Annotated in this window: 18 protein-coding genes; 3 read left to right on the top strand and 15 right to left on the bottom strand. The window is 48.3% G+C overall.

The features are described 5' to 3' along the window. Positions 1 to 164: 164 nt before the first annotated feature. The 8 genes from LG381_RS12325 to LG381_RS12290 all read right to left on the bottom strand — a co-directional run bounded on the left by LG381_RS12325 (position 165) and on the right by LG381_RS12290 (position 4,473). Entirely contained in the window at positions 165 to 2,444 is a 2,280-nt protein-coding gene (locus LG381_RS12325; protein ID WP_225762466.1) for a replication endonuclease, read from the bottom strand. Next, positions 2,434 to 2,709: a DUF5405 family protein gene (locus LG381_RS12320; RefSeq protein ID WP_024214852.1), complete on the bottom strand. Its 276-nt coding sequence runs from the start codon at positions 2,707 to 2,709 to the stop codon at positions 2,434 to 2,436. The genes LG381_RS12325 and LG381_RS12320 overlap by 11 nt, the downstream gene beginning before the upstream one ends. Beyond that, positions 2,706 to 2,930, bottom strand: a complete 225-nt coding sequence (locus LG381_RS12315) for a TraR/DksA C4-type zinc finger protein (RefSeq protein WP_001113264.1) — start codon at positions 2,928 to 2,930, stop codon at positions 2,706 to 2,708. Before LG381_RS12315 ends, LG381_RS12320 begins: the two co-directional genes overlap by 4 nt. Next, positions 2,930 to 3,232: a DUF5405 family protein gene (locus tag LG381_RS12310; protein ID WP_001277966.1), complete on the bottom strand. Its 303-nt coding sequence runs from the start codon at positions 3,230 to 3,232 to the stop codon at positions 2,930 to 2,932. The genes LG381_RS12315 and LG381_RS12310 overlap by 1 nt, the downstream gene beginning before the upstream one ends. Beyond that, on the bottom strand, positions 3,232 to 3,456 hold the full coding sequence (locus LG381_RS12305) for a DUF2732 family protein (protein ID WP_000557703.1): 225 nt from the start codon (positions 3,454 to 3,456) through the stop codon (positions 3,232 to 3,234). The genes LG381_RS12310 and LG381_RS12305 overlap by 1 nt, the downstream gene beginning before the upstream one ends. A gap of 63 nt (positions 3,457 to 3,519) precedes the next feature. Then, on the bottom strand, positions 3,520 to 4,020 hold the full coding sequence (locus LG381_RS12300; protein WP_000217677.1) for a hypothetical protein: 501 nt from the start codon (positions 4,018 to 4,020) through the stop codon (positions 3,520 to 3,522). After that, positions 4,017 to 4,187, bottom strand: coding sequence for a hypothetical protein (locus LG381_RS12295; RefSeq protein ID WP_001005162.1), 171 nt, complete (start codon positions 4,185 to 4,187; stop codon positions 4,017 to 4,019). Before LG381_RS12295 ends, LG381_RS12300 begins: the two co-directional genes overlap by 4 nt. Before the next feature lie 10 nt (positions 4,188 to 4,197). Next, positions 4,198 to 4,473 (bottom strand): regulatory phage cox family protein, encoded by a 276-nt coding sequence (locus LG381_RS12290; RefSeq protein WP_001081582.1) that lies wholly within the window; start codon positions 4,471 to 4,473, stop codon positions 4,198 to 4,200. 121 nt (positions 4,474 to 4,594) lie between these two features. On the opposite strand from LG381_RS12290, the gene LG381_RS12285 reads away from it, so the two are divergent. The 3 genes from LG381_RS12285 to yegS all read left to right on the top strand — a co-directional run bounded on the left by LG381_RS12285 (position 4,595) and on the right by yegS (position 7,115). Beyond that, entirely contained in the window at positions 4,595 to 4,894 is a 300-nt protein-coding gene (locus LG381_RS12285) for a helix-turn-helix domain-containing protein (RefSeq protein WP_000020919.1), read from the top strand. A 115-nt stretch (positions 4,895 to 5,009) separates the two neighbouring features. Beyond that, positions 5,010 to 6,023, top strand: a complete 1,014-nt coding sequence (locus LG381_RS12280) for a site-specific integrase (RefSeq protein ID WP_000985261.1) — start codon at positions 5,010 to 5,012, stop codon at positions 6,021 to 6,023. 192 nt (positions 6,024 to 6,215) lie between these two features. Further along, the gene (gene yegS, locus LG381_RS12275; protein ID WP_105289980.1) at positions 6,216 to 7,115 is read left to right on the top strand and encodes a lipid kinase YegS; all 900 of its coding nucleotides are present in this window, start codon (positions 6,216 to 6,218) and stop codon (positions 7,113 to 7,115) included. An 89-nt stretch (positions 7,116 to 7,204) separates the two neighbouring features. Here the strand turns inward: yegS and LG381_RS12270 are convergent, their stop codons facing one another. The 7 genes from LG381_RS12270 to LG381_RS12240 form a co-directional block, all read right to left on the bottom strand. After that, complete coding sequence (locus LG381_RS12270) at positions 7,205 to 7,978, bottom strand: DeoR/GlpR family DNA-binding transcription regulator (RefSeq protein WP_010347143.1); 774 nt, start codon at positions 7,976 to 7,978, stop codon at positions 7,205 to 7,207. Between the two features lie 105 nt (positions 7,979 to 8,083). After that, on the bottom strand, positions 8,084 to 9,124 hold the full coding sequence (gatD, locus tag LG381_RS12265) for a galactitol-1-phosphate 5-dehydrogenase (RefSeq protein WP_225762465.1): 1,041 nt from the start codon (positions 9,122 to 9,124) through the stop codon (positions 8,084 to 8,086). Between the two features lie 48 nt (positions 9,125 to 9,172). Continuing rightward, positions 9,173 to 10,528, bottom strand: a complete 1,356-nt coding sequence (locus LG381_RS12260; RefSeq protein WP_000490656.1) for a PTS galactitol transporter subunit IIC — start codon at positions 10,526 to 10,528, stop codon at positions 9,173 to 9,175. Positions 10,529 to 10,531: 3 nt separating this feature from the next. Next, positions 10,532 to 10,816: a PTS galactitol transporter subunit IIB gene (gene gatB, locus LG381_RS12255; protein WP_000823282.1), complete on the bottom strand. Its 285-nt coding sequence runs from the start codon at positions 10,814 to 10,816 to the stop codon at positions 10,532 to 10,534. A 31-nt stretch (positions 10,817 to 10,847) separates the two neighbouring features. Then, the gene (gene gatA / locus LG381_RS12250) at positions 10,848 to 11,300 is read right to left on the bottom strand and encodes a PTS galactitol transporter subunit IIA (RefSeq protein WP_225762464.1); all 453 of its coding nucleotides are present in this window, start codon (positions 11,298 to 11,300) and stop codon (positions 10,848 to 10,850) included. Positions 11,301 to 11,312: 12 nt separating this feature from the next. Next, entirely contained in the window at positions 11,313 to 12,575 is a 1,263-nt protein-coding gene (gene gatZ, locus LG381_RS12245; protein ID WP_225762463.1) for a tagatose-bisphosphate aldolase subunit GatZ, read from the bottom strand. A gap of 28 nt (positions 12,576 to 12,603) precedes the next feature. Beyond that, entirely contained in the window at positions 12,604 to 13,458 is an 855-nt protein-coding gene (locus LG381_RS12240) for a tagatose bisphosphate family class II aldolase (RefSeq protein WP_000289781.1), read from the bottom strand. Between the last annotated feature and the right edge of the window lie 39 nt (positions 13,459 to 13,497).

The raw sequence follows: 13,497 nt of genomic DNA, 5'->3' as shown, positions 1-13,497 counted from the left end.
TTAACAATACAATTCAATTCTTTTGATGTAATAAAAACGGCCTCATTAAAAATGAGGCTTATCGTTTTATTATTGTAGCCATGCCATCTGGTTTTCACCTTTTCCTCCAGCACAGTATTAATACACACCTTATATAGTTTTATCTCTTAGATATTCACACTATTTCAATCTATTACAGTTGTGAACCCTGGCCATCCATCAGCGACCGGATAAGCGAATTTTTTCCCGTCATAATTTACAGTCGCGCCACGCGCCAGCGCCTCAAGCTCCCATCGCTGCGGCCTGATACCGTTCTGAGCAAGGTCAACGCGGATACGGGTAATTTGCAATCGTTCCGACCGGGTCAGTCTGGCCGACGGTGCTATTTCATGTGGTTTTAACGGGCTTCCGTTTCTTTGCTGACGATTTGGTGTTTTCAGGCCGTGTTTTAATGCCCCCCTGAGCGTCCTCACGACCTCCGGGTCATTCCATTCGATAACACCGTCATCAACCAGATTTAGCACTGCTGCGGCGTGCTCAGAAGGTGTGGGAGCCGGTAACGAAGTATCACCACCGGAGAGCTTTCCACAGTTATTGACAGGACTCCGAGGCGCGGCGATGCCGCTTTTTAAAGTCAAAGGCTCAACGACCGGCACTTTCGGAACAATGCGCCAGTCCGTCGTTCTGGTGATATGAATATGACGCGCGCCGAGATGCGGCGCGTAAATGCCGACCACTCTCTCGACTTCTTCCTCGTACTCGTTAACTTCATCCGACGGACTACGGGCAACCCTGACAGTCTGACAATCGCGCGGAACATTTGCCCCACCCTGCGCGCTGATATACAACGCAAAATCACCACTGTCTGCGGCAGCGCGTGCAGCCTCGACGCGTTCGTCAAACTCATCAGCAATACTGACGCCACGAGGCAATTTGCGTAGTTCACGGTAAGCCCCCATTGTCGGCAGGCCAACCGTTTTAAATTGCGGGATGCGCCACGTTGACGCCCATGCGGTAACAGCCGCGGCGGTGTCTTTCAGCGGCCTGCCGGTATCGTTATCGAGCTGACCATCCAGTGCATAGCCGTCGATGTTTTTTGAAATGTATTTCGCGATATATCCCGCAGCACCTCCCCGGTTAAGGTGTTTTGCCTGAAAACGGTTTCGCGCAGCTCCTCTTTCGTCGCCATCCTCTTTGAGCGCGTAGCGACGCATGATTTCGATAATCTGGTTACGCTGGCGTGGATTACAAAAAAGCATCATATGCCAGTGCGGCGTTCCGTCGTGGTGTGGCTCGACGACTCGCAAACCGTAGACCTGTAAATCATTATCCTTGAATGCCGTGCGCATCAGGCTCCAGATACGGCAGAGATAACGCTGCGCATCCTTCGGATTAAATGCCTCATCATTCCAGCCGTGATTAAGCTGGACGGTTTTACTTTCGCCTTTTCCGACCTGACGTGTCGGGTGATACTTTGACGGCGCGGTCAGCGTGATAAACATCCCCACATCACCCTCTGCGGCGGCGTAACGCTCAATACCGGCAATGGTGTTCATCAGCTCCATCCGGCGAATTTCAGGATTAGAAATACTGCCCATCACCTTACTGATAAGGTCGATGCGTTCGCCGGTTTCCCTGTTTTCAAGGTCACACGATTTAAGAAACTCCAGATTTGCCTGACGGCGCGCACGCACATCACGAATGGCATGTTTACTGGCATAAGGAGAACGGTCTTTATTGACCTCCCCGACAGCTATCAATAACGCCTCATGCCAGCGCATACGCTGGCCTTTAAGCTGATGAGTCCACCACTCATCGTTAAACAGACGGGCAATGGCAGAATATGCCTGCCTCGTGGTCATCTGTCCTTTACGGTATTTTTTCCAGTAAAGCGGGGAAATATTGAAAGCACGTGCAGCGCCAGCAACATGACCATACAGATGCGCCTGCGCCTCATCCGTAAACAGCGATTCTTTTTCGCCATGCGCATCCACCCAGGCATCGCAGAGTTCCTCATACATCATGAAAAGCTGCGATGAGATACGGGCGGCAAACTTTTTCAGCTCCTTGTCATTCATCCCCGGCAGACGCGCATAGTGGTCACGCTCTGTCAGAAACAGCAACGACGCGTCGGTGTTCATTTCATGGCGCTGATTCACGCGCTCAATGCGCGGCCATAAACGACGCTGAAAAGTGGATGTGAGGAAATAAAACCCGTGCACCGGGCTTTTATTGCGCCGGATGTAGTCATAGCGTGAAGTAAACAGCGAGCGCAAAAAGTAAGGCAGGCGGTTAATCGTGGATAAAACACCTTGCACCTGACGCATCTCGTCACGTGTAAGGGGTCTTTCGCGCCCGACAGCCTCGCGTGGCGCGTTCCATGCATAAGCACCGGTAAACGTCTTACCGGTGCCTGCAGCAAATGCTGACGGAGGGACAAAACGCCCGGAGGCTTTAACGGCCATATGAGCCAAAAGCCTCTGAACAACGCTTGCTGAGTTGCTCAACCTGCGCGTTTAAATCAGCAAAAGACTTTGCGCTTCCGGTCAGAATATCGTGATGCATCAGGCCGGAAACGAGCTGGCTTAATTTCGGGTAATAACCAACCACCGACAGCCATTCCTGACCGGCGTTTTTACCGCTTTCAGCTCTCTTTTTCTCGTGGAGAATAAACTGAAAGCTGTCACTGGTAACGACATAATGTTCGCCAATTTCAATACGAATACTCATGCCGTTCTCCGGTAATGTTTGTTTTTTGCTTCAAAGACTGACTGACAGGAAACACAACGCGTGGCTGACGGATAGGCCGCACGACGGGCAGCAGGTATTGGCGCGTCACACTCTTCGCAAACCAGCGCAGAAGCTCCGCAATGTTTTACCCTTGCCGCGTTAATCTGACGCTCCAGTAATTCAGCCTGTTGTTCCTGAATAAAATCTACGTTGTCCGGCATTACCAGCTCCTTTTGTCGTTAAGTTTTTTAAATTCATCAGCGCAATAGCTGGCAATTTCTGTCGTTAATTTCGTCAGTTCATCCACGGAGGAGATTTGCTTGTGAAATACAGCGCGTTTAACAAGTAAATTGACCACATCAGACAGGAGATTTAATTCGTTCTGATAAATCGCGATAACAGACTCAGTTATTTCGCGTTTTTCTTTATCAAGACCAAGTTGAATAAGAGATAGATCGCCATTTTTCATAACGGTGATTTTTAAGGCGTTATTCAGTAATACAACTGAACGAGAACAGGACATCAAAGCACCTCCCCGCGAGACAATCCGATATTGTGAAATTTTTCCGACTCCTGACTGAGCAGCTCGACTATCTCTACGCGGGATAACTCCGCCTTTGTGATGTGGCGAATCATGGCGTCAAGATGAGAAGAAAAGCGCGTCGCTGCGTCGGCCTGTGCTTCGGTTCTGGCCTGTTGCAGCAGTAATGCGTATTTACCGCACTGATTTTCAGAAACTGTATGCATGACTTTCTCCAGGCAAAAAGAAGCCCCGCACAATTAAGTGCGTTAAAAACTCTGGTTAATTACTTAATGCAGATATTGCTCTGGTTTTACCGACGTCAGAATTGTCGGTGCATACTCAAACAGGCTGAATAATTCACGTAATGCACGGAATAAGGCATCACGCCAGTAACATGATTCTTCATTAATTCGCCAGTATGGCTGGTTAAATTCTTTTTCAGTCAATCCGGCATGCATAAATAAAGTACGGCGCTGACTGACAGTTAAAAAGCTAATATATGCATACTCACTTGCACCGACCTGACGGCGTTTTGAGAATGCCCCACGCAGTTCATCAATTGCACAAACCAGCCGTTCACGTTCGACGTCGTTCATTTCTTCAAAACGCATCGTTGCGTGACGCTGTTTTAACTGCGCATGGAAGCAAACCGTTAGCCGTTCGCGTTCCATCATCTGATTATAATAATCGCATGTCTCCTGCCAGCGAGGGACGGCCAGATGCTTACCAATTATCCGGCGCATAGCTGCTGGCTGTTTTTCAACGAGATTGAGCGTCATCACAGTCATTTCCAGACCCTCCGGCTTTTCAGAAAGGTCAGAGCCTTTTTTAACGGACTCTGTTTTTTGGTGCGGATAATGATTCCCTTACGCCCCTTACCGTGGGTGATGGTGAAGTCAATCGCCCTGGGGCTTTCGTTACGCAATAACTGAGCAATACAACGAGGCTCATTCATACGGTTCTCCTTAACGTGGTTCACCGAGACCTAACCACATCAACCAGCCGTCACGAATCTCTTTAGGACGGCTTTCATAAGCCAGTTTTAGTCCGTTATTCCATGCCGGAAGGTATACCCAATATTCACCAGCACGCCCCGATACTGACTGAGGGTCAGTAATCTCAATAACTGGTAATTTCCCTTTCTCAATCATGCCCCTTACAGCTCTTGGAGTTTTACCAATGAGTTTTGCAAACTCCTGATAAGGCACGGCATCAGTCACGCTTACAAGCTGTCTATTCATCTGCTACGATTCTCCCTTAGTGCTTCTAATGGCTCCTAATGGCTAATTATTGCCTAAAAGGATAACTCCAGAAGCACAATATTTCACACTATCAGCAAGAAATTACGCAATCGGAGTAATTATGTCAATAGACGTTTCGGAGAAGTTGAAGCTAATCCGTGAATCTGAAAGGTTAAACCGTAAAGAATTCAGTGAATTAACTGGTGTAGCCTACAGCTCACTTTCGAGCTATGAGAGCCGGTCAAAAAACGCTGGAGTTGAAGCCATAATGAAGGTCTTACAACATCCCAGATTTACTAAATATACTTTGTGGTTCATGACTGATCAGGTAGCTCCAGAAGCCGGGCAAATTGCGCCCGCTCTCGCACACTTTGGGCAAAACGAAACAACGTCGCCCCACTCCGGTCAAAAGACTGGTTAACAATTTATCGTGAATATATTCATCACAAGTGCCTACTATTGGTGGCTAAATTTCAGCCACCACGAAAAAAGCGATTAGTAGTAGCAAAAAAAAGTACCACTCGGAGGGTTTTCTGATGGCAATCAAAAAACTCGATGATGGTCGATATGAAGTGGACATCCGCCCTACTGGACGTAACGGAAAACGCATCCGTAGGAAGTTTGATAAGAAAAGCGAAGCTGTCGCTTTCGAAAAATACACGTTGTACAACCACCACAATAAAGAATGGCTATCAAAACCAACAGACAAACGACGTCTGTCGGAACTGACACAGATCTGGTGGGATTTAAAGGGTAAACACGAAGAGCATGGGAAATCTAATCTTGGAAAAATTGAAATCTTCACAAAAATAACGAATGACCCATGCGCATTTCAAATCACGAAATCCCTTATCAGCCAGTACTGCGCCACCCGAAGAAGTCAGGGTATTAAACCTTCGAGTATCAATCGTGATTTAACATGTATTAGCGGCATGTTTACAGCCCTGATTGAAGCGGAGTTATTCTTTGGTGAGCACCCTATCAGAGGGACAAAGAGGCTTAAGGAAGAAAAACCAGAAACAGGCTATCTCACACAGGAAGAAATTGCCTTACTGCTTGCAGCACTTGACGGCGACAACAAAAAGATTGCGATTCTTTGCCTGAGTACAGGAGCACGTTGGGGAGAAGCAGCTCGTTTGAAAGCAGAAAATATCATCCATAACCGCGTCACGTTTGTTAAAACGAAAACAAACAAACCACGCACCGTCCCGATCTCAGAGGCTGTTGCCAAAATGATCGCGGATAACAAACGAGGTTTTTTATTCCCTGATGCTGATTACCCTCGCTTCAGACGAACAATGAAAGCAATAAAACCGGATTTGCCAACGGGGCAAGCCACACATGCACTAAGGCACAGCTTTGCCACTCATTTCATGATTAATGGAGGAAGTATTATCACGCTACAACGGATACTAGGTCACACGCGGATTGAGCAAACTATGGTTTACGCTCATTTTGCGCCAGAGTACCTTCAGGACGCCATTTCTCTTAATCCGCTAAGAGGTGGTACTGAAGCCGAGAGTGTCCACACAGTGTCCACAGTAGAGTAACGTTTAAGGGCTTTCAGTGGTAATTTATGCCGCTCAAACCCGCATTGTACCGTTGAAAGCCCCTACTGGTGACACCCTAAATCTCCCTTACACGGGCTTATTTTTTTGTACCACGACTTTCATCCTGTTCTGACACCGCCTTTTCTTTTCTGCTCTACACTATCTACAGACCAATCATAAAGGCATACGACCATGGCAGATTTTCCCGCCAGCTTACTGATTCTTAACGGCAAAAGTGCTGACAATGAAACATTACGCGAAGCAATTATGCTGCTGCGTGAGGAAGGAATGACAATCCATGTGCGGGTTACCTGGGAGAAAGGTGATGCTGCGCGTTTTGTTGAGGAAGCCCGCCAGCTTGGCGTTGCAACGGTGATTGCCGGCGGTGGCGATGGCACTATTAATGAAGTCTCCACGGCGTTGATTCAGTGTGAGGGCAATGAAATTCCTGCGTTGGGGATATTGCCGCTAGGTACAGCGAACGATTTTGCCACCAGTGTGGGTATTCCTGAGGCGCTGGATAAGGCACTTAAACTGGCAATTGCTGGTAACGCTATTGCGATTGATATGGCACAGGTCAACAAACAAACCTGTTTTATCAACATGGCGACGGGCGGATTTGGTACGCGCATCACCACGGAAACACCCGAGAAATTAAAAGCCGCGCTAGGTGGCGTCTCTTACATCATTCACGGCTTAATGCGCATGGATACGCTGCAACCGGATCGCTGTGAAATCCGTGGTGAAAATTTTCACTGGCAAGGCGATGCGCTGGTTATTGGTATTGGCAACGGGCGTCAAGCCGGTGGCGGTCAACAACTGTGCCCAAATGCGCTGATCAATGATGGTTTGTTACAACTGCGTATTTTCACCGGCGATGAAATTCTTCCAGCTCTCTTCTCAACCTTAAAACCTGACGAAGAAAACCCGAATATTATTGATGGCGCTTCGGCATGGTTCGAGATACAAGCGCCGCATGAAATCACCTTTAATCTTGATGGCGAACCGTTAAGCGGACAACGTTTTCATATCGAAATACTTCCGGCAGCATTGCGTTGCCGGCTACCACCAGATTGCCCGTTATTGCGTTAATCAAATTATTCTCTCTGCATTAAGGAGAATCAGTTATGCCGGATGCGGTGTAAACACCTTATCCGGCCTACAAACTGAAAAGATGAATACTACACCGTAATTAATTTCACCCGTGTATTCTGCAATGCCAGTTTATCCACCTCTGACACGGCATCATCAGTAATAATAATGTCAATTTTTTCGATTGGCAGTACCTGATTAAATCCACGGCGGTTGAATTTCGTTGAGTCCAGTACCGCAACCACTTTATTTGCTGCGGTGACCATAGCACCGCTAATCGAATAACCTTCATTAAAGGTGGTAATGCCATTTACCGCATCGATACCGTCAGCGCCGACAAACATTAAATCGGCATTAATATCCTGCAATGAACGCTCGGCAATGGAACCATGCATTGAGCGCGTTTTATGGCGTACCGTGCCACCACAAACCACCAGCGTAATATCTTTATTTTCAGAAAGGGCAAATGCCGCCGGGAGACTGTTGGTAATCACCGTGATATTTTTGGCAGTCATTAATCCTTCGGCGATAAGCATTGTCGTACTTCCGCTGTCGAGAATAACGGTCATCCCTTCGTGGATCATTTTTACTGCTGCCTGTGCAATTCTGTTTTTCGGCGCACTGGCGAGCTGAAAGCGATCTTTAAATCCTACTTCCTGTGTCTCGGTTTCGCTATTGCCGGACATTATTTTCGCCGCACCACCATGAAAGCGCGTGACCACGCCTTTTTGTTCGAGAAAGCGCAAATCGGCACGGATTGTCGCTTCCGAGGCAGCAAATATTCCCGCCAGATCCTGAACAAGCACGGTCCCCTGTTCATTCACTAATTGGATGATCTTATTCCTTCGCTCGAATGAATTCATCGTCATTTACCCATATTCAATTGCGCATAGTGTAAACGAAGGGGGGGCATTGGTGAATGATCTGTTTTTCACAACGGTGAGCCAGCATCACGCTGGCCCACGGTTTCAGGGAATGAGTAACACCTTACCCGGCATGGTATTGCGAGCGATGTCACGCACCGCCTGAGCGAAGCTTTCAAAACCGCCACGGTGAGCGATTAATGGCTCCAGGCTTAACTTACGCTCTGCCAGCAACCGGCTCGCTGTTTCCCACTCCTGCCCAGGCCACGGGCTGGAGTAGTTCATCCAACTGCCGATAACCGTCAGCTCTTTACGCAATATTTTGCCAAACGTCGCCGACGTTAAATGCAGATCCTGATGCAACGTGCCCACCAGCGCCAGTTGTGCATGAGGCCCGGCAATCTCTACCGCCAGTTCGACAGTTTGCGGTACGCCAGCCGTCTCAAGGATAAGCTGATTAAAACGCAGTTCGCGTAAAACAGCCTGCATATGTGGCGCACTCATTTCACTGCTGTTAAATGTTTGCGTGGCACCAAAGGATTTTGCCAGTGCCAGTTTTTCTGGGCTAATGTCGATAGCCGTCACACTCTTCGCCCCCAGCGCACTGCCGCACTGGATCGCCAGCAGGCCGATAGTTCCGGCACCAATAATAATGACGTTTTTATTTTCACAGCCTTGCGCCAAATGGAAAGCGTGCAGGCCGACGGTAATTGGTTCAATAAAAGCGCCATCCTGAATCGGCATTTCCTCCGGTAGTGCGAAGACATTTTTTCGATTCACCACAATATATTCTGCCAATCCCCCGTTGCGCCGTGATCCAATAAAATCATATTTCGCACACTGGGAATAAAAGCCTTTCAGACATTCCGGACATTGAAAACAGGGTAATAACGGCACACAGGCGACCGCATCGCCAGGTTGTAAATCATTTACCCCACTCCCCACAGCATCAACAAAACCACTAAATTCATGCCCTAATGTTATGGGGTAATAATGTGCACCATTTTTAAATATCCGGGGCAAATCGGAACCACATAATCCCGAACTGGCAATTTTAATTCGCACATCATCCTGATGATGAATTTCGGGTAACTCGTGCTCTTCCACGCGGACAATACCATCAGTATCATTAACAACTGATTTCATAAAAACTCCTGGGTGATAAAGGGGGATATTCTCCCCCTTGGGTATAATTTATTGTGCGACAGCAGCTTTATCTTTGTTAATAACACCGCGCGCCCGACGCCAGGTCATAAAAATACCGGTGAGATAAATAGCGCCGATAATAATGAAACCGGGGATATTCTGCGGGGAGAAAACCTGAATCAGTAACCAGGTAATCGGTGAGCCGCCCTGATCCATCGAAGCCACCATGCCTCCGGCTTTTAACGCGCCCGCATTGGCAGCCAGTTGGGTATGCAGGCCAATAGTTTGCGTCGCAATCCACAGGGTGATGCTCATAATGATGATGCCAGAGATCAGGGTGCGGAACAGGTTTCCACGATGCACCGCGACCGCCATCGCCACAAAGAAGCCGATGGTGGCAAGGTCGCCAAACGGCAGCACCTGATTACCCGGCACACAAACGGCAATCAATATAGTGAGCGGGATAAAAATCAGGCTTGCCGACACCACAGCCGTATGCCCCAGCAGCAACGCCGGATCAAGCCCAATCAAAAACTCCTGACCGCCGAACTTCGCCTGTAAACGGCTACGCGCCTGCTTCGCGATGGGTGTTAAACCATCCATGATGGGCTTGATCACCCGTGGCATCAGCAGCATCACCGCTGCCGTTTTTACTGCCAGTTGCAATACACCTTTGACATCGTAACCGGCAAGAATGCCGATAATCAGTCCCATCACAAAACCCACGGTGACCGGTTCGCCAAAAGGGCCAAATTTGCGCTGAATATCGTCGGCGCTAAATTTAATCCGGTTAATACCAGGGATTTTTTCGATAATGGCATCGACCAGCACCGCAATCGGCCCCATATACGCCGATGTGCCGTGCGGAATGGCAATGCCTTCCAGCTCAAAGAAATCACGGGTATCGCGTGCAAACCAGTCGCCCAGCTTATAAACAAACGCTGCGTGAATCACCACACCCGCGATGCCAATCATCCATGAACCCGTCGCCAGATGCAGCAACGCGCCGGTGAAGGTCATATGCCAGATATTCCAGATATCGACATTCACTACCCGCGTCATACGCGTGAGCAGCATTGCCACGTTAACCAGAATCGCAATCGGAATAGCCACCAGCGCAATTTGCGACGCCCAGGTCATTGGAGATGATCCCGGCCAGCCGACATCGACCACATGCAGATTTAAGTCGAAATTTTCCGCCATCGCTTTCGCCGCCGGGCCAATGGAATCCAGCATTAAGCCAATCACCAGACCGATGCCAACAAAGCCAATCCCGATATGCAGACCCGCTTTAAAGCAATCGCCTGCTTTCATGCCTAATATTTTTGAAAAAATAATAATGACAATCGGCAACATGACCGTAGGGCCAAGGTCGAGAATATAACGCATGACTTCTGAAAACATAGGTCACCCCTGTAAGATAGTCAGAATTTTATTTTGTAATGCTTCGATCCCTACACCAGAAACAAAAGGCATACCGTGAACTAACGGAATATCACCAAAACTGCGGTCAACTTTGGCAGTCGTACAAATCAGATGGACACCATCCATATAAGTTTCTATTTCATTAACCCGACACTGGATTAATTCAACAGGGATATTATGGCTCTGACACAGCTCTTTAATTTCTTCCGCCGCCATCGTAGAAGTCGCAACCGCGCCTCCGCAAGCGACAATAATCTTGCGTTTCATAAATAGTCCTTTTTATTAGTACAGAGGGATTTTATTCATTTGAATCTAAAACAGATGTTTTGAAATATTCCATTAATTGCACTTCAGGAATGCTGATAAGCGTTTCGACCACATCGGGTTGTTGCAGCTTGCCAAATAAACGGCGTAAAAGTTTCAGTTGCTGCTGTGGATTTTCTACAATCAGGGCGATGATTAATGAAACCGCCACTTCATTATCATCATCTGCTTGCTGAAAATTGATTTTATCCACGAGTCTTAACAGATAAATGGCTGACGTTTTTGCATGAATCGCCTCGCAGTGCGGTATTGCAATGGCGTGCTGTTCCAGCATGATCCCGGTGGGGAACTCCGCTTCTCTGCCAATTAATGCCTGCGGCCAGGAGTCATGAACAACGCCTCGCGCGACCATTTCGTTGCCAATATGGGTTAGTGCTTCGCGGCGATTGGCAAAAGAAATATCGCTACGAACAAATAGCTTTGTCATATTACATCCTTATTATTTTGCACAACCGTAACGATAGGCGCGCAGAACATCAAAAATTTTATCCATAATAAGCTGATGTGGTATCGCCTTGAGTTCCTCACTCTGGATGCGTTCAAATTGCTTTGGTAAATACTGACTAATTATACCCAGTGGAATTTCGACACCGTCAAGGTTAGCTATCATCATCTCGACGCTATTTTTAATTCGGCTATGCGGCCAGTAATAACGGATACGATCAGAAAGGCTATAACGAATATCCAGTAAAGAATCGTTAAATCCAGTACGGTAATATTTTTTCCAGTATTGCGGTTCGTCGAGCATGACTTCTTCAATCACGTCAAGACAACTGCTGCGATTTTTCGGCGCGATAAGTTCCCGCTCAATTTGCGCCAGAGCAAATATCGCCTCGCGTAAAGCAAAGGTTAATGCTGGCCCTACTTTCAAAATGGCAAAGTGATCGCGTACTAATTCCCGATACGCCGCCCGGGTCTGGTAATCGGTGGAATGTGCTTCATAAACCATTCTGGTGTTTTCTATCCATTGCGCCAGCGCCTGCGCTTCTTGCGGCTGATAATGGATAATATTGCTGTGATCAAATTCCACGCCAGGCTGTATCACTATCGCAATCACGCGCGTTAACGCCTCTGTCAGGCCACGGGCAATAAACGCTTTTTGATGTGTACGTAAAGTATTGGCGGCATCTTCTACCCTTGTGATGTGCACCGACTGAATGGCGCTGGCCTCACCGCCCGGAACCGGAACTTCGGTGCCAATCACATAAGTCAGTTGTTCACGCTGGCAATCTGTCGCCACGCTTTCCGCAGCAAAGCAAAGTACAGCGGCACGTTCAGCAACCGTTTCTGGCACTAACGGTACAGGATCACCCGCACAGGACATTGACGCATCAAGATGAATTTTACTGAAACCGGCACGAACATATGCCTTTACCAGTTCGACGGATTTTTCCATCGCCGCATCCGCATTTTCTTGCTGCCAGCAGTTTGGCCCCAGATGATCACCGCCAAGAATAATGCGCTCGCGCGCAAACCCAACTCTATCGGCAATCGCAAAAACAAATTCGCGAAAATCTGCCGGTGTCATTCCGGTATAACCGCCAAATTGATTGACCTGGTTTGACGTTGCTTCAATCAGCACTTTGCGTGTGCTGTTGAGATCGAAAGCCAGCGCCGCTTCAATAACCAACGGATGCGCCGAACAGACTGAACAAATTCCGATATGTTCACCGGCTTTATGCCGGGCAATTAACGTTTTCATGGTTTTTCCTTGTTAAATGGCAGATGCGTTATGCCCTGCCTTCGCAGCCGCAATCGGCAATCACTTTGCGCACCACATCGCGCATTGCGAATTTTGCCGACTGTAAATAATCCCGGGGATCGGTCGCTTCGGGGTGCTCGGTCAGATAACGTTTTAACGCCTGCGAGAAGGCATTTTTCAGCTCCGTCGCGACATTGATTTTGCAAATTCCCAGGTTAATGCTTTGACGAATGTCCGCAGAAGACAGTCCCGACGCACCATGCAGTACCAGCGGTAGCGCAACCTGCTGACGAATGGCCTCAAGGCGGGAGAAATCCAGCGCCGGAGCACTGGCATACATACCGTGAGCGGTGCCGATGGCGACCGCCAGGGAATCAATCCCGGTTGCCTCGGCATATTCACGCGCCTGTACGGGGTTGGTGTACAACGCATCGGCTTCATTGACTTGCACATCATCTTCCTGGCCGCCAAGTTGCCCCAGCTCCGCTTCGACGCTGACATCAAAGCGATGGCAAAAATCCACCACCTCTTTGACCCGTGAAATATTTTGCGCATAAGGCAAATGCGAGGCGTCAATCATTACTGAGCGCACGCCGGAGCGCACTTTCTGAGCGATATCTTCAAACTTTGTGTGATGGTCAAGGTGAATCGCCAGCGGATGGTGATACTGCTTCGCCATCGCGCTAACCAGCGCCAGTAAGTTTTCTGTTCCGGCATGGTTAAATGTACCTGGCGTTCCGGCGATGATGACCGGCGCATTCAGGCTGGCTGCGCTTTCCACCACCACCTGCATCGTTTCGAGATTGTGAATATTGAATGCCGGAACCGCGTAGCCGCCGCGCTGCGCGTTGTTCAGCATCTGCTTTGTCGATACCACGTACATTTTCACATCCTGTCGTTTTCTTTCGATTTCAAAATATAA

The sequence above is a fragment of the Escherichia sp. Marseille-Q3837 genome, from assembly GCF_916618735.1.
GTDB lineage: Bacteria > Pseudomonadota > Gammaproteobacteria > Enterobacterales > Enterobacteriaceae > Escherichia > Escherichia ruysiae.
The sequence above is the reverse complement of the archived record's forward strand: the minus strand, read 5'-3'. Positions and strand labels throughout refer to the sequence as shown.